General features: G+C 61.5%; 20 protein-coding genes. 10 read left to right on the plus strand and 10 right to left on the minus strand.

The window, feature by feature from the left end; genetic code table 11:
* The 8 genes from ACLBXN_RS07600 to cydX all read left to right on the plus strand — a co-directional run.
* Positions 1-637 (plus strand): electron transfer flavoprotein subunit alpha/FixB family protein (locus tag ACLBXN_RS07600; protein ID WP_447611712.1); only part of this gene is annotated, 637 nt, incomplete at its 5' end.
* Between the two features lie 139 nt (positions 638-776).
* Positions 777-1,907, plus strand: coding sequence for an ABC transporter substrate-binding protein (locus ACLBXN_RS07605; protein ID WP_043005568.1), 1,131 nt, complete (start codon positions 777-779; stop codon positions 1,905-1,907).
* Positions 1,908-2,188: 281 nt separating this feature from the next.
* Positions 2,189-3,145, plus strand: coding sequence for an NAD(P)H-dependent flavin oxidoreductase (locus ACLBXN_RS07610; RefSeq protein ID WP_019043877.1), 957 nt, complete (start codon positions 2,189-2,191; stop codon positions 3,143-3,145).
* A 242-nt stretch (positions 3,146-3,387) separates the two neighbouring features.
* Positions 3,388-5,118, plus strand: a complete 1,731-nt coding sequence (gene cydD / locus ACLBXN_RS07615) for a thiol reductant ABC exporter subunit CydD (protein ID WP_447611713.1) — start codon at positions 3,388-3,390, stop codon at positions 5,116-5,118.
* A complete protein-coding gene (locus ACLBXN_RS07620) occupies positions 5,115-6,839 on the plus strand; it encodes an amino acid ABC transporter ATP-binding/permease protein (protein ID WP_447611714.1) in 1,725 nt (574 codons plus the stop codon). Before cydD ends, ACLBXN_RS07620 begins: the two co-directional genes overlap by 4 nt.
* A gap of 31 nt (positions 6,840-6,870) precedes the next feature.
* A complete protein-coding gene (locus tag ACLBXN_RS07625; RefSeq protein WP_211458426.1) occupies positions 6,871-8,460 on the plus strand; it encodes a cytochrome ubiquinol oxidase subunit I in 1,590 nt (529 codons plus the stop codon).
* A 13-nt stretch (positions 8,461-8,473) separates the two neighbouring features.
* Positions 8,474-9,628 carry a cytochrome d ubiquinol oxidase subunit II gene (gene cydB / locus ACLBXN_RS07630; protein WP_447611715.1) on the plus strand — a complete coding sequence of 385 codons (1,155 nt, stop codon included), beginning with the start codon at positions 8,474-8,476 and terminating at the stop codon, positions 9,626-9,628.
* A gap of 94 nt (positions 9,629-9,722) precedes the next feature.
* Positions 9,723-9,863 (plus strand): cytochrome bd-I oxidase subunit CydX, encoded by a 141-nt coding sequence (gene cydX / locus ACLBXN_RS07635; RefSeq protein ID WP_019043872.1) that lies wholly within the window; start codon positions 9,723-9,725, stop codon positions 9,861-9,863.
* A gap of 73 nt (positions 9,864-9,936) precedes the next feature.
* Here cydX and eda read toward each other — a convergent pair whose 3' ends face one another.
* From eda to ACLBXN_RS07665, 6 genes are all read right to left on the minus strand, one after another.
* Positions 9,937-10,584, minus strand: a complete 648-nt coding sequence (gene eda / locus ACLBXN_RS07640; protein WP_447611716.1) for a bifunctional 4-hydroxy-2-oxoglutarate aldolase/2-dehydro-3-deoxy-phosphogluconate aldolase — start codon at positions 10,582-10,584, stop codon at positions 9,937-9,939.
* The gene (gene edd / locus ACLBXN_RS07645; protein WP_447611717.1) at positions 10,569-12,416 is read right to left on the minus strand and encodes a phosphogluconate dehydratase; all 1,848 of its coding nucleotides are present in this window, start codon (positions 12,414-12,416) and stop codon (positions 10,569-10,571) included. Before edd ends, eda begins: the two co-directional genes overlap by 16 nt.
* 101 nt (positions 12,417-12,517) lie before the next feature.
* The gene (locus ACLBXN_RS07650) at positions 12,518-13,525 is read right to left on the minus strand and encodes a TRAP transporter substrate-binding protein (RefSeq protein ID WP_019043869.1); all 1,008 of its coding nucleotides are present in this window, start codon (positions 13,523-13,525) and stop codon (positions 12,518-12,520) included.
* A gap of 124 nt (positions 13,526-13,649) precedes the next feature.
* The gene (locus tag ACLBXN_RS07655) at positions 13,650-14,930 is read right to left on the minus strand and encodes a TRAP transporter large permease (protein WP_343678168.1); all 1,281 of its coding nucleotides are present in this window, start codon (positions 14,928-14,930) and stop codon (positions 13,650-13,652) included.
* Between the two features lie 6 nt (positions 14,931-14,936).
* On the minus strand, positions 14,937-15,443 hold the full coding sequence (locus ACLBXN_RS07660; protein ID WP_003074778.1) for a TRAP transporter small permease: 507 nt from the start codon (positions 15,441-15,443) through the stop codon (positions 14,937-14,939).
* Between the two features lie 19 nt (positions 15,444-15,462).
* Positions 15,463-15,999 carry a gluconokinase gene (locus ACLBXN_RS07665; protein WP_052223946.1) on the minus strand — a complete coding sequence of 179 codons (537 nt, stop codon included), beginning with the start codon at positions 15,997-15,999 and terminating at the stop codon, positions 15,463-15,465.
* A 182-nt stretch (positions 16,000-16,181) separates the two neighbouring features.
* Between ACLBXN_RS07665 and gntR the strand changes: the two genes are divergently transcribed.
* Entirely contained in the window at positions 16,182-17,255 is a 1,074-nt protein-coding gene (gene gntR / locus ACLBXN_RS07670) for an HTH-type transcriptional regulator GntR (protein ID WP_447611718.1), read from the plus strand.
* A 10-nt stretch (positions 17,256-17,265) separates the two neighbouring features.
* Here gntR and ACLBXN_RS07675 read toward each other — a convergent pair whose 3' ends face one another.
* Positions 17,266-17,850, minus strand: coding sequence for a GbsR/MarR family transcriptional regulator (locus tag ACLBXN_RS07675; RefSeq protein ID WP_034376636.1), 585 nt, complete (start codon positions 17,848-17,850; stop codon positions 17,266-17,268).
* Positions 17,851-18,100: 250 nt separating this feature from the next.
* Here ACLBXN_RS07675 and ACLBXN_RS07680 point away from each other — a divergent pair, with 250 nt between their 5' ends.
* Positions 18,101-19,273: an acyltransferase family protein gene (locus tag ACLBXN_RS07680; protein ID WP_447611719.1), complete on the plus strand. Its 1,173-nt coding sequence runs from the start codon at positions 18,101-18,103 to the stop codon at positions 19,271-19,273.
* A 64-nt stretch (positions 19,274-19,337) separates the two neighbouring features.
* On the opposite strand, the gene rnk is transcribed toward ACLBXN_RS07680, so the two are convergent.
* The 3 genes from rnk to ACLBXN_RS07695 all read right to left on the minus strand — a co-directional run bounded on the left by rnk (position 19,338) and on the right by ACLBXN_RS07695 (position 24,106).
* The gene (gene rnk / locus ACLBXN_RS07685) at positions 19,338-19,745 is read right to left on the minus strand and encodes a nucleoside diphosphate kinase regulator (RefSeq protein ID WP_211458438.1); all 408 of its coding nucleotides are present in this window, start codon (positions 19,743-19,745) and stop codon (positions 19,338-19,340) included.
* Between the two features lie 415 nt (positions 19,746-20,160).
* Complete coding sequence (locus ACLBXN_RS07690) at positions 20,161-20,811, minus strand: response regulator transcription factor (protein WP_211458440.1); 651 nt, start codon at positions 20,809-20,811, stop codon at positions 20,161-20,163.
* A gap of 43 nt (positions 20,812-20,854) precedes the next feature.
* Complete coding sequence (locus tag ACLBXN_RS07695) at positions 20,855-24,106, minus strand: response regulator (RefSeq protein ID WP_447611720.1); 3,252 nt, start codon at positions 24,104-24,106, stop codon at positions 20,855-20,857.
* Positions 24,107-24,108 lie beyond the last annotated feature (2 nt).

The raw sequence follows: 24,108 nt of genomic DNA on the forward strand, positions 1-24,108 counted from the left end.
GCCCCGCGTGGCCGCCAAGCTGGACGTGGCCCAGATCAGCGACATCACCAAGGTCGACTCCGCTGACACCTTCGAGCGCCCCATCTACGCGGGCAACGCCATTGCCACCGTGCAGTCCGCCGATGCCGTCAAGGTCATCACCGTGCGTACCACGGGCTTTGACGCAGCGGCTGCCACTGGCGGCTCTGCTGCCGTGGAAAGCGCAGCGGCCGTGGCCGACGGCGGCAAGAGCAGCTTTGTGGGCCGCGAAGTGACCAAGAGCGAGCGTCCCGAGCTGACGGCCGCCAAGATCATCGTCTCCGGCGGTCGCGCGCTGGGCTCGGCCGAGAAGTTCCAGGAAGTCATGTCGCCGCTGGCCGACAAGCTGGGTGCCGCCATCGGTGCCAGCCGCGCTGCTGTCGACGCGGGCTACGCCCCCAACGACCTGCAGGTGGGCCAGACCGGCAAGATCGTGGCACCGCAGCTGTACATTGCCTGCGGCATTTCTGGCGCGATCCAGCATCTGGCGGGCATGAAGGACTCCAAGGTGATCGTGGCGATCAACAAGGACCCCGAGGCACCGATCTTCTCGGTGGCTGATTACGGTCTGGAAGCAGATCTGTTCACCGCCGTGCCTGAATTGGTCAAGGCGCTGTAATTTGGCGCACATCAAAAGAGGGGCTTCAAGCCCCTCTTTTTCCATGAGAGTCTGGCTCGCACAGATCAGGACATCAACAATAATTCGGCAGCTGCATGGGCGTTTCAGACCCACTGCATTGATGGAGAGGGAGACTCTGATGAATCGCAAGCATTGGGTGTTGGCGCGAGCCGGTTTGGTCGCGCTGTGTGCGGGTGCCGCTTTGGCGGCGCAGGCCTGGACGGTGGGGCAGGTGGCCCCGATGTCGGGGGCTGAAGCCAGTCAGGGGCGCGCCTATGCGCAGGGCATGCGTCTGTACTTTGACCAGGTCAACAAGGCCGGTGGTGTGCAGGGCCAACCTGTGGAGCTGGCTTCGCTTGATGATCTGGGTCATCCCGAAGAGACCGTGGCAAAGACCCGCAAGCTGCTGAGCGAGTCCAGGCCCGTGGTGCTGGCCGGCTATTTCGGCAATCGCAATCTTTCGGCCTTGCTGGAGAGCAAGTCACTGGATGGCTCGCAGATTCCGCTGGTGGGTTATCAGAGCACGGACACTCGTGTGCTGGCGTCGTCGCATATGTTCTCCACGCGCGCAGGACTGGTAGAGCAGGTTGCAAAGATTTCCACCCATCTGGCCACTGTCGGCATCACGCGCCTGGCCCTGGTGTTTGAGGAACGCCCCGACGCCCAGGAACTGACGGCCCTGGTCACCAAGGCCGTGAATCCCAGTGGGGCCAAGCTGGTGACCTCGGCCATGCTCAAGAGCAGAAGCGGCTCGGACAAGGCTGTGCAGGAACTGCAGGCTTCCAAGGCTTCGCCCCAGGCCATTTTGCTGGTGGCTTCCAGCCCCGCCACGGCGGCCTTTGTCGAGGCTTATCGCATGGAGGGCGGTACGGCCCAGATCTATGCCACGGCCGAGGCGGATATCGAGCAGCTGGCCAAGCGCCTGCCTGTGGAGTACATGAGCGGTCTGTCGATTGCCCAGGTGGTGCCCAGTCCTTACAAGGTCTCGGGCAAGCTCAACAAGGAGTTCCGCGATGCGACGATTGCAGCCGGCAAGTCGCTGGACGTGCCGGTGAGCTTTGCCATGATGGAAGGCTATGTGAATGCCAAGGTCATCGTGGAGGCCATGCGTCGCAGCCAGCCGGTAACGCCTGAAAAGATGAGCGCCGCCCTGCGTGGACTGGAGTCTTTTGACTTGGGCGGCTACTGGGTGAACTTCAAGCCCGGGCAAGTGGGTTCCAAATATGTGGACCTGTCCATCGTCAACGCCGCAGGACGTGTGACGCAGTAAGAAACCAAGGCCTGACACGCATCGCGTTCAGGCCTTTTTTGCAGCCACCTCCATCACGATGATCCGCCGTGCAAAACAGATGCAGAAACTGTTGCCCAGGGGACAGGAGGCGGCGCAACGGCAGGCGAAACTGGCCATCGGCTAGTCGGACGAGGCCGCTGTCGGCACAGGAGTGCAAAAAGTGGATCGTTCAACGAACTGCTTCTGAAATAAGAGCTGTCAACGTATATAGAGAAAGCGCTACAGCCCTTTTACATACAAAACGAAGAAGGAGACAACATATGTCCAAGCTGCCACCCGTTCTTAAAAAGCTGGCTTTGCCTGTCATCGGCTCACCGCTTTTCATCATCAGCAATCCCAAGCTTGTCATCGAGCAGTGCAAGGCCGGCATCGTCGGCTCCATGCCTTCGCTCAACGCCCGCCCAGCCGAGCAGCTGGAAGACTGGCTGGCAGAGATCACCGAGACTTTGGCAGCCTGGGACAAGGCCCATCCCGATCGCCCTTCGGCTCCATTCGCCATCAACCAGATCGTGCACAAGAGCAATGACCGCCTTGAGCACGACATGCAGGTATGCGCCAAGTACAAAGTGCCCATTATCATCACCAGCCTGGGAGCGCGTGAGGATGTGAACCAGGCCGTGCATAGCTGGGGTGGAGTGGTGCTGCACGACATCATCAACAACAAGTTTGCGCGCAAGGCCATTGAAAAAGGTGCCGACGGCCTGATCGCTGTGGCGGCCGGCGCAGGCGGCCATGCGGGTGTGAAGAGTCCGTTTGCCCTGGTACAGGAAATTCGCCAATGGTTTGACGGCCCGCTGGCGCTGTCCGGCTCGATTGCCACGGGGGGGGCGGTTCTTGCGGCCCAGGCGATGGGGGCGGACTTTGCCTATATCGGCTCGGCCTTCATCGCCACCGACGAGGCGCGAGCCGTGGAAGCCTACAAGCAGGCGATTGTCGAGGGCAACTCCGACGACGTGGTCTACAGCAATCTGTTTACTGGCGTGCATGGAAACTATCTGGCGCCCTCGATTCGTGCGGCCGGTCTGGATCCGGAGAACCTGCCCGAGTCCGACCCCAGCAAGATGAATTTTGGCGGCGGTGCGCAAAAAGCCTGGAAAGACATCTGGGGTTGCGGCCAGGGCATCGGCGCCGTCGACAAGGTGCAGCCCACGGCCGAGCTGGTGGCCCGCCTCAAGCATGAATATGCCGAAGCCAAGGCCAGCTTGCTGGCAGCCTGAAACAGATTTGCGACTCTCCTGTGCCAACGGCGTCTTCGGACGCCGTTTTTCATGGGCGTCTTGCTCGTTTGATGTTGCTCAAGTGCGACTGAAGCAAGGGTTAACCCTTGATAAATCAATGTGAAGTTGATGAACATCAATGTAGGCCTGGTCCTGCAATTGGCTTTTGCATATCAAGTCATGATGATTGTCAAAAGAAGAGTAGTATTCCGTTAATTTCAGTAATTGCTGAAAATTAAGAAATGCAGCAAACACCTTCTTCCTCAACAGACAATCAGACCGATGCGACGCATACCGCACTGGCGAGCGTCATCCGTCGCCCCAGTGCGGGCGCGGTATGGCAGGTGTTTGCCGGACTGATCTGGCTGCCGCAGGCCGCCTTGCTTGCCTGGGCTGTACAGCTCATGGCCGACGGGCAGGGCGTGGCGACCGTCTGGCCCATGGCGACGGGCGTGCTCATGCTGGGTCTGTTGCGCGCCTGGGCAGAAGGCCATGGCGGCCTGCTGGCCAACCGTGCCGCGCGTATACAGCTGAGCAGCTTGCGCGCTCTGGTGCTGCAGTCGCTGGCCCAGGCATCGCCGCTGGACAAGAGCCGCCCCGCTTCGGGTCAGGCGGCCAGCGCCATGGTCGAGCAGGCCGAGGCCATTGTTCCCTGGCTGGCGCGTTATCAGAGTGCGATGTGGCGTGTGCGCCTGCTGCCTTTGGTGATTCTGGCAACCGTGGCCTGGCAGTCTTGGGTGGTGGCCCTGATTCTGATAGTGGCCGCGCCGCTGATTCCGCTCTTCATGGCGATAGTGGGCTGGCGTGCCAAGGCGGCCAGCGAGGAGCAGATGCTGCAACTGGGCCATATGAACGCTTTCTTGCTGGACCGTCTGCGCGGTCTGAGCACGCTGCGCGCTCTGCATGCCGTCGATCTGACAGGCCAGCGGCTGCGCGACCATGCCGAAGATCTGCGCGCCCGCACCATGCGCGTGCTGCGCATTGCCTTTCTGTCTTCTGCGGTGCTGGAGCTTTTCTCGGCGCTGGGTGTGGCTATGGTGGCCGTCTATATAGGCTTTCACCTGCTGGGCACGCTGAACTTCGGCGCCTGGGGCGACAAACTCGGTTTGGGTCAGGCCATGTTCGTGCTCTTGCTGGCGCCGGCGTTTTTCGAGCCTTTGCGCGATCTCTCGGCCGTCTGGCATGACAGAGCCGCAGGCGAGGCAGCGCTGCAGACCTTGCAGAACATGCAGACACAGTCCGTACAGATTGTGGGCGCGCAGCATGCTGCCGAAGCATCTTCGGTCAAGGAGCGGCTATCGCCTGGAAAGCCTGTGTCCGTAAGCGTCTGCGGGCTCGAGGTTCAGGCTCCAGGCAGCGACTCCAGCCTCGCACCGCTGACTTTGCACATACAGGCCGGCGAACATGTGGCGCTGTGGAGTCCCAGCGGCAGTGGCAAGTCCGTGCTGCTGGCGCAGATTGCCGGCCTTTTGCCGGTACGGCAAGGCCGCATCGAAGTTGACCGGCAAGCGCTCGATGCCTGCAGCGCAACGCAGCTGCGTCGGCGCATGGCCTGGCTGGGTCAGCTACCGCATGTCTTTGCCGGTTCGGTTGCGCGCAATATCGCACTGGGGCGCAGCTCGGTAGAGCCCGAGCAGATTGCCCAGGCCACGCAGCAGGCGGCACTTGAGGAGACCCTGGCGCATCGCCCCGGCGCGAGCCTGGGCGAGGGCGGTGCAGGGCTTTCCGGAGGCGAGGTGGTGAGACTGGCCCTGGCACGCATGGCCGCGCAGACGGAAGCCGGACTGCTGCTGGTCGATGAACCCACTGCTCATCTGGACCCCGAGACAGCAGCCCAGATCACGCAGTCTCTGCGCCATCTGGCCAAGGGGCGCACCATGTTGGTTGCCACCCACGACGCGCAACTGGCCGCTGCCATGGATCGCGTGATCGAACTGCCGCTGCTGCGGCGGGCGCAGGAGTCGCAGTCATGAAGATGCGAGCCATTCCAATGCGCGAAATGCTGAAGCTGCTGGGCCGGATGGCGCCGCGCAAGCTCTGGCTGGGCGGCGCCGCGCTGGCTGCACTCACGGTGCTGATGGGCATGGCCTTGCTGGGGTTGTCCGGCTGGTTCATCACAGCCACGGCGCTGGCCGGTCTGGTGCCTGCTACCGCTTTGGTGTTCGATGTGTTCATGCCGTCGGCCGGCATTCGGCTGCTGGCCGTGGGCCGCACTGGCGCCCGCTACGCCGAGCGCCTGGTGACCCACGACGCTACGCTGGCCGTGCTGGCCGCTCTGCGCCAGAGACTGTTTCTGAGCTGGGCTCGCCCTCAGGCTGCCCGTCTGCTGCTGCAGCGTCCGGCCAGGCTGTTGCAGCGCCTGACCTCCGATGTGGACGCGCTGGACAATCTTTATCTGCGCCTGCTGGTGCCTGCCGTCGCGGCGCTGGGCGCGGCCTTGCTGGCAGCTCTGGCCTACGGATTCATGAGCTGGTGGCTGGGCCTGTTGACCCTGGCGTGGCTGCTGCTGACTGGCTGGGGCATTGCCCTGTGGCATGGTTTGCGCAGCCGCAAGGCCGCCGTGCGCCGTGCCATGGCACTGGAGGCCATGCGTGCCCAGACCGTGGATCTGGTTGCCGGCCAGACCGAGCTGCTGATGGCTGGCCAGTTGCCTGCCCAGCTGCAACAGGTGCTGCACAGTGATGCGCGCTGTGCGGGGGCTGATGAGCGGCTTTATCAATTCGAGGCGGCTGCAGCGAAGGCTTATGGTGCGGTGTCTGCCATGACCTTGAGCGCATCCGTGCTGCTGATGGCCTGGCTGATGGAGCAGGGCCGTATCAGCGCTGCGGTTGCTGCGCTGGGTATTTTGCTGGCACTATCCGCACTGGAGCCGTTTGCCGCCCTGCGCAGAGGGGCTGAGCAGGCCGGGCGTACCTGGCTGGCGCTGCGCAGGCTGGCTCCCGCGCTGATGGCCGAGGCCGAAGCGGCAGAGAGCCTGCCGCAGCCCGTGCAGACGATGGCCGTCAGCCTGCAGTCTGTCCGGCTTCGTCATTTGGGCCCTGTCGATCTGAACGTACGCCAGGGCGAGCGCGTGGCACTGATTGGCAGCAGTGGTGCAGGCAAGACCAGTTTGCTGCATTTGATGGCGGGTGAGCAGCAGCCGGACGAGGGCGTGGTTCAGGCCCGCAGTTGCAGCTGGATGACACAGAGAACCGAGCTCTTCCAGGACAGTCTGCGCAACAACCTGAGGCTTGCCGATGCCAAGGCCGGCGATGAGCAATTGTGGGCCGCCCTGCAGGCTGCAGGCCTCAGAAGCGACGTCATGGCCTTGCCACAGGGGCTGGACACCATGCTGGGTGAGGGCGGCCTGGGCCTGTCCGGAGGCCAGTCGCGCCGGCTGGCACTGGCCAGGCTGCTGCTGAGCCCTGATCGTTGCTGGCTGCTCGATGAGGTGTGCGAGGGACTGGATGCCGTCACCGCTGCTGACGTTTTGCAGCGCCTGGAACAGGCTGCTGAGTGCGGCGCGCGAACGCTGATTTTTGCTACGCATTGGCAGCGCGAGGCGCGCCTTGCCGATCGCATCGTGTATCTGCAGGCCGGACAGGTGAGAGCGCAGGCCCTGCGCGGCACACCTGAGTTCGTGCGGCTGATGGCGAGACTGAGACCCGATGCCCTGGGGGCCGTTGCACCACAGGACATATGTTTTTCCGATTGATTTTTGAAGTACCGAGAGAAAGGACCTGACCATGGACCTCGATATCGTCGATTTATCGCGACTGCAGTTTGCGATAACGGCGCTCTACCACTTTCTGTTTGTGCCGCTGACACTGGGCCTGTCCATACTCATCGCCATCATGGAGACGGTGTATGTGATGACCGGCCGTGCCATCTGGCGCGACATGACCAAGTTCTGGGGCGTGCTGTTCGGCATCAACTTTGCCATGGGTGTGGCCACCGGCGTGGTGATGGAGTTTCAGTTCGGCATGAACTGGAGCTACTACAGCCACTATGTGGGCGACATCTTTGGTGCGCCGCTGGCGATCGAGGGTTTGATGGCCTTCTTCCTTGAAGCGACCTTTGTCGGCCTGTTCTTCTTTGGCTGGGATCGACTCTCCAAGGTCAAGCACCTGATCGTCACCTGTCTGATGGCGATAGGCACCAACTTCTCGGCCCTATGGATTCTGGTGGCCAATGGCTGGATGCAGAACCCTGTGGGGGCGAGCTTCAACCCTCAGACCATGCGCATGGAAGTGAATGACTTCTTTGCCGTGCTCACCAATCCAGTGGCGCAGGCCAAGTTCGTGCACACGGTGTCGGCCGGCTATGTCATGGCCTCGCTGTTCGTGTTGGGCATTTCGGCCTGGTATTTGCTCAAGGGCCGTCACATCCATCTGGCCAAGCGCTCGATGACGGTGGCTGCATCCTTTGGTCTGGCCGCTTCGCTGTCGGTGGTGGTGCTGGGCGACGAGTCCGGCTACCTGTCCTCGGAACACCAGAAGATGAAGCTGGCGTCTATCGAAGCCATGTGGGAGACCGAGCCCGCACCGGCTTCCTTCACAGCCTTTGGCTTTCCCGACCGCGAGGCACGCGAGACCCATTTTGCCGTGCATATCCCATGGGTCATGGGCCTGATCGGCACGCGTTCTCTGGACACCCCGATTCCCGGCATCAACGAACTGGTCAAGAGTGCCGAGGGCAATATCCGCAACGGCATCGACGCCTACGATGCGTTGCAGACCATTCGCAAGGCCAAGACCGATGCCGAGATTCCTGCCGAAGCACGCCTGCGCTTTGAGAACAATGGCGCCAATCTGGGTTACGCCCTGCTGCTGATGCGTTATGTGGATGATCCCCGCAAGGCGACCGAGGCGCAGATCCATCAGGCGGCAATGGATACCGTGCCGCCGGTTGGGCCGCTGTTCTGGACCTTCCGCATCATGGTGGCCCTGGGCATGTTCTTCATCGTGCTGACCGGCACCTTCTTCTGGCTGGCCGCCCGCCACAGGCTTGATGCCTACCCCTGGCTGCTCAAGGTCGCCGTGTTCTCGATTCCGCTGCCCTGGATTGCCGCCGAATGCGGCTGGGTGGTGGCCGAGCTGGGTCGTCAGCCCTGGATCATCGAAGGCGTGCTGCCCACGGCCATGGCGGTTTCCAATCTGGGCGCGAAGACGCTGTTGCTGACCATTGCCGGCTTCGTGCTGATCTATACCGTACTGCTGGTGATCGAGCTCAAGCTGATGGTCAAGGCCATCAAGAAGGGCCCCGAGCATGAGAGCGAGCCCCACCTCAGCCTCTACGAACCCATGATCAAGAAGCTGGCACGCGGCCAAAGCTGAGAGGAGCAACCAAATGATCTTGCATGAACTGATTTCATATGACGTGCTGCGCCTCATCTGGTGGCTGCTGCTAGGCGTGCTGCTGGTGGGCTTTGCCGTCACCGACGGCTTTGACCTCGGCGCCATGGGCCTGTTGCGGGCCACGGCCAAGACCGATGTCGAGCGCCGCACGGCCATCAACTCCGTCGGCCCCGTGTGGGAAGGCAATCAGGTGTGGCTGATTCTGGGCGGTGGCGCCATCTTTGCGGCCTGGCCCCAGCTTTACGCCGTGTCCTTCTCGGGCTTTTACCTGGCCATGTTTGCCGTGCTGGTGCCGCTGATCCTGCGTCCCGTGGCGTTCAAGTTCCGCAGCAAGCATGAAGATGCAGCCTGGCGCAACCGCTGGGACTGGGTACTGTGCATCACGGGTCTGGTGCCTGCACTGCTGTTCGGCGTAGCCGTGGGCAATGTGATTCTCGGCGTGCCGTTTCGTCTGGGCGACGATATGCGCATTTACTACGACGGCAGCTTCTTCGGCCTGCTGACGCCTTTTGCGCTGCTCTGCGGTCTGGTCTCGCTGTCCATGCTGCTCATGCATGGTGCGGCCTGGCTGATGTTCAAGACCGATGGCGAAGTCGCGAGCCGCGCGGCCCGCTATGGCAGCCTGTTTGCCGTGCTGACCACCTTGCTGTTTGCGGCCGCTGGCCTGTGGCTGGCTACGGGCATCAACGGCTATGTGATTACCAGCGAGATCAACCCCGTCGGTCCCTCCAACCCCTTGAACAAGACCGCAGCCGTGGCTGCCGGTGCATGGATGGCCAACTTCAAGTCCTATCCCTGGCTCTGGCTGGTGCCCGGCATTGGCCTGCTCATGCCGCTGGTCGTGGCCATCGGCCTGCGCAGCCGTCGCGAATGGCTGGCGCTGCTGGCCAGCGGCCTTGCGATTGCCGGAATCATCCTGACCGTGGGTGCAGCCATGTTCCCCATGATCCTGCCCTCCAGCATCGATCCGCGCTTCAGCCTGACGGTCTGGGACTCCTCGTCCAGCCATGTCGTGCTGTTCATCATGCTGGTCTGCGTGCTGATCTTCCTGCCCTTGATCCTGGCCTATACCAGCTGGGTGTACTCGGTGCTGCGCGGCAAGGTGGACGTGAAGGCCATCGTGACCGGCCAGGGCCATTCGTATTGAGACGGGATGCCCCCGGGACGCTGTGCTGCGATCTTCGGGGACAGTCTAAAACTGGTGGGCTCATCCCATGGATGGGCTGAATGAAAGGAAACTTATGTGGTATTTCTCCTGGTTGCTGGGTCTGCCGCTTGCCGCAGCCTTTGCCGTGCTCAATGCGATCTGGTTTGAGTTGATGGATGACGAGGCAACGCGTCGCAAGCTTCTGGAGCGAACCAATTCGCTGCCCGACGCCTGAGTCGCCAAGACGTGGAAAAGCCCGGTCGGCTTGCGCTGACCGGGCTTTTTTCATGGATCAGGCCTTGTTCTGCTCAGGCCGTGCGGGAGCTTCTCAATGCCTGCGTGGCCCGAGCCAGCTCGGTGATGAGCGACCAGTTGCCACTCTCCACGGCGCTGGCGGGGACCAGCCAGGAACCGCCCACGCAGACCACATTGGACAGCGCGAGAAACTCCGCCGCGTTGCCGGGCGAGATGCCGCCCGTGGGGCAGAAACGCAGCTCCCCGAACGGACCTTGCCAGGCCTTCAGCATCTGGATGCCGCCCGACTGCACGGCGGGGAAAAACTTGAGCTCGGTAAAACCGTCTTCCTGAGCCATCATGATTTCGCTGCTGGTTGCGACGCCGGGCAGCAGCGGCAGGTCCAGATCGCGGCAGGCCTGGCCCAGCTTGTCGGTGTAGCCGGGGCTGACAGCAAACCTTGCGCCGGCTCGAGCTGCCGCCGCGGCATCGGCCGCATTGCGCACGGTGCCAGCACCGACGATGGCCTCGGGCAGCCGTTTGGCGATGGCCTCTATGCAGGCCAGGCCCTGAGGCGTGCGCAGCGTGACCTCCAGAACCCTGATGCCGCCGGCCAGCAATGCTTCGGCCATGGGGACTGCATGTTCCGTTTTGTGCAGCACGATGACCGGAATCACCGGTGCATCCTGCATGATGGACAAGGCGGTCATTTGAGCAGCCATGTGCAAGCTCCTTCTTCTGCGCTCAGCGCATTGCGCCGGAAACCGGCAAACAGTTCACGGCCCATGCCGCGGTGGTTGGAGTGCTCCAGCTCGGTGGGCATGGTGGCCAGCGGTCTGGCCTGCCATTCGGCCTCTGTCAGTTCGGCCTGCAGCAGACCTGCGGGGGCATCGAGCACGATGATGTCGCCACTTTGCACCTTGGCCAGCGGGCCGCCTGCCAGTGCTTCGGGACTGACATGGATGGCGGCTGGCACCTTGCCCGATGCACCGCTCATGCGGCCGTCGGTGACCAGGGCCACGACATAGCCCTTGCCTTGCAGAACGGCCAGCGGAGGGGTGAGCTTGTGCAGCTCGGGCATGCCATTGGCCTGCGGACCCTGCCAGCGCACTACGCAGACGACGCCATTGAAGCCATTGGTCTGGCAGGCCTGCTCCAGCGCACCGGATTTGAAGGCCGCCTGCAGCTCATCCTGAGAATCAAAGACCCATGCCGGTGCCCGCAGTGCGTGGCGATCTTCGGGTACGGCGCTGATCTTGATGACACTGCGGCCCAGATTGCCTTTGAGCAGCTTCAAGCCGCCCGTAGGGCTGAAGGGGCGGCTGGCAGGGCGCAGAACGGTGTCATCGCCGGAGATGCCCGCATCCTGCCATTGCAGCTGATGGTTTTCGACACGGGGGATGCGCCCAAAGGCAGCCAGCCCCTCGGGCCTAACCGTAAGCACATCGCCATGCATGAGTCCGGCCTGCAGCAGCTGGGCGATCACGTAGCCGGGGCCGCCTGCGGCCTGGAACTGATTCACATCGGCGCTGCCATTGGGGTAGACGCGGGCCAGCAGGGGAACCACCGCGGACAGCTGCTCGAAATCATCCCAGTCGATGACGATGCCGGCGGCACGGGCCACGGCGACCCAGTGGATCAGGTGATTGGTGGAGCCGCCTGTGGCCAGCAGGGCCACCATGGCGTTGACGATGCAGCGCTCGTCCACGACATGCCCAATGGGGGCAAAGCGCCGGCCCCGGGTGATGGACAGCACGGTTCGCATCGCTTCGCGCGTGAGCAGTTCACGCTCCGCGTCGGCGGGGTTGATGAAGGCTGTACCGGGAACATGCAGGCCCATGGCTTCGAGCAGCATCTGATTGCTGTTGGCCGTGCCGTAGAAGGTGCAGGTGCCCTGGTCATGGTAGGCCGCGTTTTCTGCCGCCAGCAGCTCCTGCCGGCCGACTAGGCCCTGCGCCGCCTGCTCGCGTACCTTGGCCTTGTCGCTGTTGGACAGGCCTGAAGTCATGGGGCCGGCAGGCACGAACACCATGGGCAGGTGGCCGAAATGCAGGGCACCGATGAGCAGGCCGGGAACGATCTTGTCGCAGACGCCCAGCATCAGGGCCGCATCGAAAGTGTCATGCGTGAGAGCCACGGCGGTGGACATGGCAATCGTGTCGCGGCTGAACAGGCTCAGCTCCATGCCCGGCATGCCCTGGGTCACGCCGTCGCACATGGCGGGCACACCGCCGGCGACCTGGGCCGTGGCCCCGTTGCGTCTGGCCTCGTCTTTCAGAATATCGGGGTAGTGCGCAAACGGCGCATGGGCGGAGAGCACATCGTTATAGGCCGTGACAATGCCGACATTGGGGCCTTTTTCCTCAACGATGCGAATCTTGTCCGAGCCGGGCAGAGCCGCAAAGGCATGGGCCACATTGGCGCAGCCCATGGTGCGTACTTGTGGAGGGCGCGCGGCCATGGCATCGACCTGTGCCAGATAGTCGGAGCGGCTGGCGCGGCTGCGCTCCTGGATGCGCCGCGTCACCTGGTCCAGAACGGGGTGAAGTGCCATGATGAAAGTCCTTGGGCAGCAATGCCTGTGCTTCGGGCGCAGGCATTGTCTTGGAATGAGTGAGAGCCATGCCCCCGGGGCATGGCTTCATGGTTGCGCGCTTATTTGGCGCGAGCTTGCTTGACGGCGGTCTGCACGGAATCCCAGGTGCCTTGACCCACGGATTTGGCAATGCCGGCATTGACGGCACCGAGCTTGTCGCGCATGCGGCTTGCTTCGGCGGCCGGCAGTTCGTTGACCTGCATGCCCTTGGTCTTGATCTCGGCCAAAGCCTTGGCGGCTTCTTCGCGCGTGTCCTTGCGCTCGAATTCACGGCTCTTGATCGCCGCGTCCTGCAGCACCTTCTTCTCGGCAGGGCTCAGTGTGTCCCACCATTTCTTACTGACCGTCACGATCCAGGGGCTGTAGACATGGTTGGAGACGGTCAGGTACTTCTGCACTTCATAGAACTTGCTCGACAGCACCGTGTTGAAGGGATTTTCCTGACCGTCCACGGCCTTGGTTTCCAGCGCCGTGAACAGCTCGGAGAAGGGCAGGGGAACGGCATTGGCGCCCAGTGTCTTGAAGCTGTCTAGGAAGACGTTGTTCTGCATCACGCGCAGCTTCACATCCTGCAGATCTTCCAGCTTGGTGATGGGGCGCTTGTTGTTGGTCAGATTGCGAAAGCCGTTTTCCCAATAGACCAGACCCACCATGCCCTTGGGCTCCAGAGTCGCCTTGACCTTCTCTCCCACGGGGCCGTCCAGCACGGCATCGGCCTCCTTGGTGTTGGCAAACAGGAAAGGGGTGTCCCAGATCGCCATCTCGGGCGACAGTCCCACCAGCGTGGCGGTGGAGCCGACCATCATTTCCTGGGCGCCGCCGATCAGGGCCTGCTGCATCTGGGTGTCCGAGCCCAGGGAGGCGTTACCGATGGCGCGGACCTTCATCTTGCCGCCGCTGGCCTTTTCCACTTCCTTGGCGAACATGCGCACTGCTCGACCCTGGTTGGAGTCTTCCACCAGGCCATAGCCGAACCGCACCAGGCGGGGTTTGAAGTCCTGCGCCTGAACGGCGCCGGCGGCCAGCAGCATTGCCGTGAGTCCTGCGACTGCAAATTTGATACGCATACCCGTCTCCTTGCTTGTTTGGGCCTGGGCCCTTTGGTTGAAGTGAAATTGACCTTTAGCGCTTATGTGGTAAGCGTTGATAGCTATTGATTTGAGAGTTTTCGAGATCGTCATGGCCTGGCTTTCAATGCATCCACTTGAGTGGCGCGGTCACCAGCTGCGGGAAGAGCACGAACAAGGCGGCCAGCAGCACATAGACCATCAGGAAGGGATTGGTGCCCTTGATCACGGTCTCCATGCGCAGTCTGCCCACGCCGGCCACCACGTTCTGTACCGTGCCAACCGGAGGGGTGATCAGACCGATACAGCCCACATAGATGAACATGAAGCCGAAGTACACCGGATCGATGCCGGCCTTGACGGCCAGCGGTGCGCAGACCGGACCGAAGATCAGAATGGTGGGGGTCAGATCCATGGCGGTACCGACCACGAGCAGGAAGAGCATCATCACGGCCATGAAGAGCAGGGGCTGATCCAGCAGGCCCGAGAAGCTGTCGGCCAGCATATTGGGCAGGTCGGCGAGCGTGATCATGTAGGCGGTCACAGTGGCCGCGCCGCAGAGGAACATCACCACGGCGGTAGTCTTGGAGGCACCTAGGAAGACTTCGTAGAGCCGGGCCCAGCTCATCTCCCTGTAGACCACCATGGAGACAAACAGCGCATAGACCGCGGCCACCACGGCGGCTTCGGTCGGCGTGAACACGCCGCCCTTGAGGCCGCCCAGGATGATGACCGGCATCATCATGGCCCAGAAGCTCTTGGCCAGTGCCTTGAGGCGCAGGCCCCAGCTCACGCGCTCACCCGAGGTCAGCTGGTATTTGCGAGCGATGAACCACCAGGCGGCAATCAGAAAGCCGCCCATGAACAGGCCGGGTACGACGCCCGAGAGAAACAGCTTGCTGATGGAGGTGTTGGTGGTGACACCGTAGATCACGAACGGCATCGAGGGCGGAATGATGGGGGCGATAATGCCGCCCGAAGCCAGCAGGCCGGCGCTGTAGCTGTCGGGATACTTCTGGTCGCGCATCATCGGCAGCAGGATGGTGGCCAGCGCGGCGGTGTCGGCAATGGCCGAGCCGCTCATCGAGGCCAGCAGCACGGCCGCACCGATGGCCACATAGCCCAGGCCGCCCGGAATATGACCGACAAAGGCGCGGGCCAGATCGATGATGCGGCGCGACAGGCCGCCGGCATTCATCAGCTCGCCCGCGAGGATGAAGAAGGGCACGGCCAGCAGCGGGAAGTTGTCAAACCCGGCCTGCAGATTCTGTGCAAGCAGCTGGGTGTCGAAAAAGTCCAGGTGCCACATCAGGGCGACGCCGGTGAGTATCAGTGCATGGGCAATCGGCATGCCGATCACCATGCCGCCGATCAGCACGGCGAGAAAAATCAGGGTGACGATCATGGCGCCTTACTCCACGCTGGTTTCAGAAGACTCGGTCGGGGTGCCGCGCAACATGTCGCGCACCACAACCAGCAACATGCCTATGGCCAGCACCAGCGTCGCCGCTGCGCCCAGGGCCAGGGGATAGCCCAGCACGGTGCTGTAGCTGCTCCAGCCGGCAACGACCTGCTCCCAGGAGCCCCACAGCAGCAAGGCCATGCAGGCACCGATCAGCAGCTGCGAGACCCAGAACAGGACTTTGCGTGTGGCTGGGCCGACCCGTGATGTCACCATGTCGAAGCCCAGGTGGGCGCCTTCAAAAGCCGCCACGATGGCGCCGATGGCCACCAGCCACACAAACAGCAGGCGCGAGATCTCCTCATAGGAGACGATGCTGGTGTGGAAAACGTAGCGCAGCACCACGTTGACGAAAACGGCAATCACCATGCCGGCCAGAGCCAGCACCATCAGGCCTTCGGCCAGGCGCTTGAGCCATGGCTTGCGGCCTTGTGCCTCTTTGCGATCTTCAGACATTGGCTGTCTCCTGCTGTTTTTATGCTTGGGATTCGCGCCTTGCCCATTGCCGGGCCGCGAGCGCGATATCGTTGAGGTTCATGGTGGCGCTGACGGTCAGCACATCAGGCTCCTGACGCGGGTCTTCCAGCGTCGTGAACTGATTGGCGACCAGGTCGGGCGAGAAGAAATGCCCGGGTCGGGTCTGGACGCGTTCCAGGGCCGTGGCGTAGTCGAGGTCGAGAAACACAAAGCCCAGTTGCTGGGCGCTGCGCAACTGGTCGCGGTACTTGCGCTTGAGCGCCGAGCAGGTCAGCACCAGGCCGTGTTCGGCATCTGCCTGAGCCAGTCGCTGCGCCAGGCGTTCGAGCCAGCCTTCGCGGTCGGCATCCGTCAGGGCAATGCCGGCCTGCATCTTGGCCACGCTCTGTGGGGAGTGGTAGCTGTCTCCTTCCACCAGTGTCCACCCCAGCTGCTGCGCGATGGCTTCTCCTGCGCTCGATTTGCCGCAGCCGGAAACACCCATGACGACGAGTGCCGACATGGTGCCAGGAGGCTGGATCTTGCTTTGAATCATGTTTGGATAGCGCTATCCGATATGGTTAAAAAATGAGCAGCCTGCTGCTTTCTGAGATGGGCTTCAGACCTTGGTCGAAGGCAAGTCAGTGCTTTCATCAAGCTGCTTCCACAGACTTCATTTCAAGTCTGGATAGCGCTATCATAATCAAAAAACCTCAGGCATCTGATTAGGAGATTCCCTTGCCTCCCGAGACCCGTACCAAGAGTGAAACCCCGGCAGACAGTGCTTCTCCAAGGCGATCTCGCGCCAGCGGGCGTGTCACCCTCAGCGATGTGGCACAGGCTGCGGGCGTGAGCCCGATGACGGTCTCCAGAGCCTTGCGCGGAGAGCGCAGAGTAGCTCCGACCCTGGTCGACAAAGTGCGCGAGGTTGCGGCTTCTCTGGGCTATGTGCCCGATCTGGCGGCCCGCGCACTGGCCTCGCAAAAAAGCACCCAGGTGCTGGTGCTCGTGCCCATGCTCTCCAACACCTTGTTTGTGGAGGTCCTGGAGGCGGTGCACAAGGTATTGTTTGCCCAGGGCTATCACATGCTGATCGGCGTGACTCACTACGACCCGGCGGAAGAAGAGCAGTTGCTGCGGGCCTATCTGCCCATGCGGCCTGCCGGTCTGCTGCTGACCGGGTTCGACCATAGTGAAGAGTCGCGGAAACTGCTGGCCGCCAATCCCGTGCCGCGCGTGCATCTCATGGAGTTGCGCGCGCCCGGTAGCGGCACCGATTGCTACAGCGTGGGCTTCTCGCAGATTGCGGCGGGCGCCGAAATGACCCGCCATTTGCTGGACAAGGGATACAGACGCATCGCATTTTGCGGAGCCCAGCTCGACGCACGTGTCATGCAGCGCCTGGAGGGTTATCGGCAGGTGCTCAAACAGGCTGGCCTGTATGACCAGAGCCTGGAGATTCTCAATCCCGAGCGCTCATCGCTGGCGTTGGGTGCAAGGCAGTTTGAGACACTTCTCAAGGCCAAGACCACGGTTGATGCCATCTTTTTCTGCAATGACGACATTGCGCAAGGAGCGCTGCTGGAGGCCAACCGCATGGGAGTCAGAGTGCCACAGCAGGTGGCGATCGCAGGGTTCAACGACCTTCCTGGCAGTGATCAGATGGTGCCGCCGCTGACAACCATCCGAACGCCCCGGGATGAGGTGGGCAGCAAAGCCGCCAGTATGCTGCTGCAATTGCTGGCTGGCGATAGCGTCAGGCAAGCCAGTGTGGATCTGGGCTTCAGGCTGGTGCCCAGGGCCAGCACCTGAGTTGTCGGCGTCAGGCTTCCGTGCCTGACTTGCCTCGCCCGGTAATCTTGTCCTTCAGGTCCAGCAGACGCGTCACGGCTGAGCCCATGCCCATGAGCTGCATGGCGGTCTCGGGAGACAGACGCTGCACATCGTCAAACCAGCTCATCAACTTGTCGATCAGTTCGTGCATGTCACGCATGCGCTGCTGAGCGTAGCGCTCTTCGTCGGTGCTGGCTTCCTCCATCATGGCTGCACGCAGCATGGATTGCGTAGGCTCGATCTCGCGGCGGCGGCGCTCTTCGGCCAGTCGCTTGAAGATTTCCCAGACATCCTCGGGCGCCTGGAAGTATTCGCGCCGGTCGCCGGGCTGGTGACGCAGCTGAACCAGACGCCAGGCCTGAAGCTCCTTGAGTCCCATGCTCACATTGGAGCGTGAGAACTCCAGCGTGTCGGCAATCTGGTCTGCGTTCAGCGGTTCGGGCGAAATGAACAGCAGGGCATAGATCTGCCCCACGGTGCGATTGATGCCCCAGCGGCTGCCCATCTCGCCGAAATGCGAAACAAATTGTCGGCTCAGCTCCGACAGTGGTTTGGCTTGCGTCATGGCCTCCATTGTGCCTTTGCCCGGGGTTCTCAGTGGAGCTGGGGGATCAAGCCGGACTGCAATAGCCCTGGTTTTTCATGCATAGCCGCCAGAGGTCCGCGCAGATATGTTTCGTAAAACTTGCAATGCTGTCAGCAAATTGTTGGGAATGAGCGCAAAATCGCCATCCTGTTTTAAGTCGGTTTTTTTACGTTGCCTGTTGCCGGGCAAACTCACCCTGACGCTGGGCAGCCCATGGGCTGCAAGCGGCCGTGATCAGATGGCTCAAAGTTCTATTTCCTCTCATTCCCGCAGCGCGCTGATCGACTGCACCAAAGGCCTGGCTTGCGCAGCCATCGTCTGGCATCACCTGGCGTTTTACGGCCCCATGTCCGATGTGGCTCATCCTGTCATGCCTAATCTGCTGGACTGGCTCTATGAGTACGCTCGCATGGCCGTGCAGATCTTCCTGGTGATCGGTGGTTTTCTGGCTGCTGCCAGTCTGGCCCCTCAAGGTCTGGCGCGCTTTGATTCGCCCTGGTCCAAGATCGGCAAGCGCTTTGTACGCCTGGTCGTGCCTTATGCCGTGGCGCTGGTGGTGACGATTGTGGTGTCTGCCGCGATTCGACCGTGGTTCGATCACGAGTCCGTGTCTGCCGATCCCGATCTATGGCAGCTCATGGCCCATGCCTTGCTGTTGCAAGGCATCGTGGGCGAAGAGTCGCTGTCGGCTGGCGTCTGGTATGTGTCCATAGATTTTCAGCTTTTTGCGGGCACCGTGCTGCTGCTGGCCGGTGTGCGCTGGCTGCAGCAATGGGCGCTAGCACGCTGGGGCGACGCGGCCATGAAGCGCTGGTGGCCCTGGGCCGTGAGCGGCATGCAGGCACTGGTAGTTCTGGGGACAGCGGCTTCGCTGCTGAGCTTCAACCTTGATGCGGAGCTTGATGTCTGGGCGATTTACTTCATGGGCGCCTATGGCGTCGGCATGATGGCTTTCTGGGCCGTAGCGGCAGACAAGCGCCTGACGACCTGGAGCTGGGGCATGCTGATTGCTGCACTGATCATCGGTGCGCTGGTCTATGAGTGGCGCGACCGCATTTTTCTCGCCGGCGTGACCGCGATGCTGCTGATCGTCTGCATGCGTACCGAGGCCATTGCTCGCTGGCAGGGTCTGGCTCCGCTGCGTCGCTTGGGAGAGATCTCCTACTCGGTGTTCCTGATTCACTTTTCGATCTGTCTGCTGGTCAATGCGGTGGTCAACCATTTCTGGCACGGATCGGTCACTGCCGCTGTGGTGGGCATTCCGTTTGCCTTTGTGCTGTCGTTGACCGCTGGCTATGCCCTGTATCAGTTGGTGGAGCGCCATGTCTCCTCTTGGAGTCAGGCTTTGCGCTGGCAGGCTGGCCTGATCGGGGCCGGACTGCTGACCACCATGGTGGCGGGCTTGCGCTGAGCCAGAGCCTAGCAACAAAAAAAGCAGCTCGGGTGAGCTGCTTTTTTTTATGGAGCGAGCAGGTTCAGCGATGGAGCTCGCCCGCGCGTTCGGGCTGGAACTCGATGTCATCCACGCGCACGGTCACCTGGCCAGTAGGGCTGGGCATCTTGAACTCGTCACCTACGGACAGGCCCAGCAGGGCGATGCCCACTGGCGCAAAGATGGAGACTCTGTCGGCGCTGCCATCCATATCCTTGGGGTAGACCAGTGTCAGCGTGCTGCTCTTGCCACTCTCGAGCATGGTGAAGCGCACGGTGGAGTTCATCGTCACCACGTTGGCGGGCATTTCGGCGGGATCGAGCACATCTGCTCGGTCCAGTTCCGCCTCCAGCGCATCGCGGCCGGGAAACTGGCTATTGTTCTTTTCCAGCAGCGATTCAATGCGATCCAGGTCCAAGGAGGACAGAGTGATATTGGGCTTGCGCTCCATGTAGTAACTCCCTTGAAAGATGGTGTGGTCGGCGCTTTTGCGTAGCGCAAACGGACAAAAGCCCGGGCAACGGTGTTGTCCGGGCCAAGGCATTCGAGAAGAAGGCACCAATTTGGTGCGTTGCGGGTATTGTCAATGCTGTGCCGCAAACTGCCAAGTCATCTCGCACTCCGTCAGTGCGGATTGACTTCGCACTTGCCCTGGTCAAGAGGGCGTGATACGGGCGATGGGCAACCGTAGAAGCCGCTGTTGATCTGAATCCGACGCTACAGGTTCTCGGAATATGAGTCCGACGCCCCTCATGCGTCAGAGCTCATCGGTCAGCGACGACAGCTTGTTGCGCGTGGGATGGAAACCCGCTGTCTGATCAGCCCTTGAGGCAAGGCTTCGGCCTCTCGTGGGCATCACGCTGAGGCTATTCAAACAGACCATTTTCGACGCAGAACGTGATGAGCTCCTGGTTGGATTGAACGTTCAGCTTTTCCATGGCAGATGTCTTTTGCGTGCTGACCGTCTTGACGCTGCGTTTGAGATTGGCGGCGATCTGTACGACGCTGTCGCCACGTACGAAGTGGCGAAGCACTTCGAACTCGCGTGGAGACAGCAGCTTGATGCGATCGGCGACAGAGGTGTTTCTCTGCTCACGGGTGACGTTCTGCTGATAGTTCGTGGGGAAATACTTGTTCCCCAGCCTCAGGCTGTTGATGGCTGAAAGAATCTCCGTCAGCTTGTCGTGCTTCAGCACCACACCCCATACACCAGCGTCGTAAAGCGAGGAGATGATCATCGGGTTCGAGATCATTGTCAGCACCAGCAGTTTGGGGCCGGGGTAGGTGCGGATCAGGTAGTCCACGAATCGGATGCCATCGCCATACACGCTGTCGCCAGGCATGGTGTAGTCCGTGATGATGATGTCCGGCAACGACGAATTCAGTTGCTCCACCAGTGCGGTAGACGTTGAGACGGACGCTGTCACGGCGATGTTCATATCGCGTTCCAGCAGATCCTGAATGCCGACAAGCGTCAAAGGATGATCGTCGGCCAGCACTATGCGGATTTTTTCCATGTTATTGCTCTTTAAGTGTCGAATCTGACAACGGCTCCGGGAACTACACCTCCGCCAGGAAATTCTTCAGGTCTTCAATCATGAAGCTCAGTTCGGCCTCAGTGTCGTCGTTCAAGCTGTCGAAGTGCAAGTGCTTTTCGAGCTTTTGCATTCGTTGCGCCAGGGAGAAATGATTGACGTCGACCAGAGCACCGCTGATGCGGTGCAAGGTGAGGATGATGTCGTCCACACGCCTGTTCTGCTTGGACCGCTCCAGCTTGAGGACGTCCTCGTGCATGGTCCTTAGAAACAGATCACGATACTTTGCGGGCACTTGGGCAGGCCCTTCGGGTATGTGCACTGGTGCGATGTCGGGTAGCCTGGGCGCAGCCGTGTCATGGGCTCCGATTTCGGAGTGAGGCGCGTACTCACGCAGCATCTGTATCAGCGTATTGAGGCCAATCGGCTTGACCATCCAGGTATTCATGCCAGCGCTGACGCAGCGCCGCTGTTCGTCCAGCATGGCATTGGCGGTAATTCCGATGATGGGGCACATCACACCTTCCGAGCGGAGCGTGCGGGCCAGCTCATAGCCGTTCATGAGCGGCATGTTCACGTCGGTCAGCACGAAGTCATGCGGCTGCACGTCCCATAGCGCCAGGGCATCCTCGCCGTCCTCGGCCAAGGTGACCTGACATCCCAGTCGTTCGAGCTGATCCAGTATGGTGGTCTGGTTGATGGGGTTGTCCTCGGCAACCAGGATGCGTATCGAGAACCGTGGCATGACGGGTTCCGGCGGGACTATCAGTTGCTGGTTGTGCAGTATGCGCTGGATGCCCCGGCCGATGCTGAGCACATCTTGAGCATCGATCTCAGGATGGGTCGACTCCTGCAGCTGGGGAGAGATGCTGACGTAGTGCCCCTTCCAGTCGGAAGGCGCAGTGGTGCAGCCCGACAGCACATCCAGCAGCAGGGCACGCGAGGTGTGGGCAGAGGTGGGTTGGGCAAGCGGCTCGGCCTGTGCGTGCCAGCGGGTCAGCCAGGCGCAGATGTTCTCCGTCAGCTCCGGGTGCGGTGTACGCACGGCAATTTGGGTGTCGGAAAGGTCGGGGAAGTCGGTGATGGTCTGATTGTCCACATCCAGTGTCAACGCAATGGAAAAGACGCTGCCCACCTGTTTCTCACTCTTGACCTGCATGGAACTGCCCATAAGTTCGGCCAGTCGTGCACAGATCGACAGACCCAGACCCGCACCACGCACGACATGTCGGCTGCCATCGACGACGTAGAACGGCGTGAAAAGGCGATTCTGGTCTTCACGGTCGATACCTACGCCGCTGTCGGCGACTTCGATCTGTAGTGTCACGTGGCCAGGAGTGTGATCCAGAACCAGGCATCGGACGATGATGCTGCCGACATTGGTGAACTTGATCGCGTTGCTGATCAGGTTGTTGAGAATCTGGCGCACGCGCACGGGGTCGCCGAGCACCGAATCGGGAATCCTGGTGTCAACGGCAGAGAAAAGCAGCAGTCCTTTCTGTTGTGCCATGGCTGCATAGGAGCCGGTGCAATCCTGCACGAGTTCGCGTGGGTTGAAGGCCAGGCGCTCCAGTTTGAGCTGTCCGGCTTCTATCTTGCTGACGTCCAGGATGTCGCTGATCAGCTGAAGCAGGATTTGCGAAGAGCCTTCAATGCGGTTGACATACTGACGTTGCTGCCCGTCCAGTCGCGTGGCCGTCAAAAGCTCCAGCGTGCCCAGCACGCCATATAGCGGCGTACGGATCTCGTGGCTCATCGTGGACAGAAAGGTGGATTTCGCTTCGCTGGCCTCGTCTGCCGCGCGGCGTGCACGCTCCAGCGCGCGCTCTATCTCGACGCGCGTGCTGATGTCGGTAAACGCGCACAGGACGGCGTCCTCATCCATATAGCGCGCCGGGGTGTAGGAAACCGACAGCGTGCGCTCGTTGTCTATATACAGGTTGTCCATGCTGCCGGACTGGTCGACAGCGCGCAGGGAGCGCAGGAGCTGGACGGCGTTGGCCTGCAGCGGCTGCGCATGGCCAGGCTCGCCGCCCAGCCAGTCCAAGGCAATGGAGTTGCTGAAAACCAGTTCACCGCTTGCCTTGCTGATCACGCATAGCGCGACGGGGGCGGTCTGGATCAAGGTGCGATTGAACGCATCGCGTTCGTCAATCTTGCGCTGGGCGTCCACGGCAGGCTCCATGACCCGGCGCTTGTACCAATACGTGTAGCTCAGGCCGGCCAGCATGCTCAGAACCACAAAGATGGCCGCACCGACGAGCAGCCCCATATGGCCTCTGAAAAAGCTGGCATAGCTGATCAGATAGGTGCCGCTCCAGTTGCCGCTAGCATCCAACGCCTTCCACACCAGCCCGGCGCTTGTAAAGGACAGACCAAGTTTGGTGACCACTGGCTCGGAGCCGCCTCCCATCAGAGTGACATCTTGATGCTTCAGCCAGAATTGAAAGGGCAGTCCGCTGGCAGTGCTTCTCTCGAGCACGTTGATGCGCTCGCGGCTGAGCAGCGTGGCTGCATAGATGTTCTGGGAGGGGCCGGACGGGCCCCACAGGCCGGACGGGAATCCCGCCGGGACCCAGCCTATCATCTTGTTGGGCAAGGCCGCAGCCTTGAACCAGTGCACTTCGTTGGGATTGAACGACGGCAGCCGCTTGCCTGGTGCTTGCGTGGCGGGACCCGGCCGTGCCGTCAGGTTTTCCTGAATCGCAGAAACCGCGGTCCGGAACATGTCCATGCTGATGGCTTCATAGCCGGCATAGGTATTGATCGCCGGCACGCTGATGCTGGTGCTGTCTGCCGGATTCACGAAAAAGACGGCAGCAGCCGGAAAATAGGAGGAGGCCCAGAACGTTGAATAGAAATCGGACAGATAACTGCCCAGCTGGAATAGTGTTCCAGGAGCGGCAGAGCACTTGGCGGGCAGGGCGCAGGCCAGCGAAAACGGCATATCCACCACCGATTCCTGGCCCAGGAACAGGCGAGCCCTCCAGTCCGCAGGTGCATCCACTTCATGGAAGCTGGTGACCCTGGAGTAAGGGATGGCTTCCAGGTCCTGGCTCTGGGCACGAAGCTGGCTCAGGAAGATCTCTTGTTCCTTGATATAGCCAACCAAGGTGCTGAAGTCGACCAGCAGTCGGTCGCGCTCCCGGTCAATGATGCGCTGTCCTCCCCAGAGCAGTGCGCTCACCAGAGCGACGACTATGGGAAGTATGCCGAACAGCAGCCAGTTTTGCCGGCGCGACGTGCGCGTGATTCGATGGATTGGCGTGTTCTGCATAT

The organism is Comamonas sp. C24C, assembly GCF_053345995.1.

What these genes read in the sequence shown, in the direction of transcription:
- eda (WP_447611716.1), bottom strand. Translation starts at nt 10,584, where the DNA reads ATGGCTGCTCAAATGACCGCCTTGTCCATCATGCAGGATGCACCGGTG.
- ACLBXN_RS07665 (WP_052223946.1), bottom strand. Translation starts at nt 15,999, where the DNA reads ATGATTCAAAGCAAGATCCAGCCTCCTGGCACCATGTCGGCACTCGTC.
- ACLBXN_RS07625 (WP_211458426.1), top strand. Translation starts at nt 6,871, where the DNA reads ATGGACCTCGATATCGTCGATTTATCGCGACTGCAGTTTGCGATAACG.
- ACLBXN_RS07620 (WP_447611714.1), top strand. Translation starts at nt 5,115, where the DNA reads ATGAAGATGCGAGCCATTCCAATGCGCGAAATGCTGAAGCTGCTGGGC.
- ACLBXN_RS07605 (WP_043005568.1), top strand. Translation starts at nt 777, where the DNA reads ATGAATCGCAAGCATTGGGTGTTGGCGCGAGCCGGTTTGGTCGCGCTG.
- ACLBXN_RS07680 (WP_447611719.1), top strand. Translation starts at nt 18,101, where the DNA reads ATGGCTCAAAGTTCTATTTCCTCTCATTCCCGCAGCGCGCTGATCGAC.
- ACLBXN_RS07660 (WP_003074778.1), bottom strand. Translation starts at nt 15,443, where the DNA reads ATGTCTGAAGATCGCAAAGAGGCACAAGGCCGCAAGCCATGGCTCAAG.
- cydB (WP_447611715.1), top strand. Translation starts at nt 8,474, where the DNA reads ATGATCTTGCATGAACTGATTTCATATGACGTGCTGCGCCTCATCTGG.
- ACLBXN_RS07610 (WP_019043877.1), top strand. Translation starts at nt 2,189, where the DNA reads ATGTCCAAGCTGCCACCCGTTCTTAAAAAGCTGGCTTTGCCTGTCATC.
- cydD (WP_447611713.1), top strand. Translation starts at nt 3,388, where the DNA reads ATGCAGCAAACACCTTCTTCCTCAACAGACAATCAGACCGATGCGACG.
- rnk (WP_211458438.1), bottom strand. Translation starts at nt 19,745, where the DNA reads ATGGAGCGCAAGCCCAATATCACTCTGTCCTCCTTGGACCTGGATCGC.
- edd (WP_447611717.1), bottom strand. Translation starts at nt 12,416, where the DNA reads ATGGCACTTCACCCCGTTCTGGACCAGGTGACGCGGCGCATCCAGGAG.
- ACLBXN_RS07655 (WP_343678168.1), bottom strand. Translation starts at nt 14,930, where the DNA reads ATGATCGTCACCCTGATTTTTCTCGCCGTGCTGATCGGCGGCATGGTG.
- cydX (WP_019043872.1), top strand. Translation starts at nt 9,723, where the DNA reads ATGTGGTATTTCTCCTGGTTGCTGGGTCTGCCGCTTGCCGCAGCCTTT.
- ACLBXN_RS07695 (WP_447611720.1), bottom strand. Translation starts at nt 24,106, where the DNA reads ATGCAGAACACGCCAATCCATCGAATCACGCGCACGTCGCGCCGGCAA.
- ACLBXN_RS07650 (WP_019043869.1), bottom strand. Translation starts at nt 13,525, where the DNA reads ATGCGTATCAAATTTGCAGTCGCAGGACTCACGGCAATGCTGCTGGCC.
- ACLBXN_RS07675 (WP_034376636.1), bottom strand. Translation starts at nt 17,850, where the DNA reads ATGGAGGCCATGACGCAAGCCAAACCACTGTCGGAGCTGAGCCGACAA.
- ACLBXN_RS07690 (WP_211458440.1), bottom strand. Translation starts at nt 20,811, where the DNA reads ATGGAAAAAATCCGCATAGTGCTGGCCGACGATCATCCTTTGACGCTT.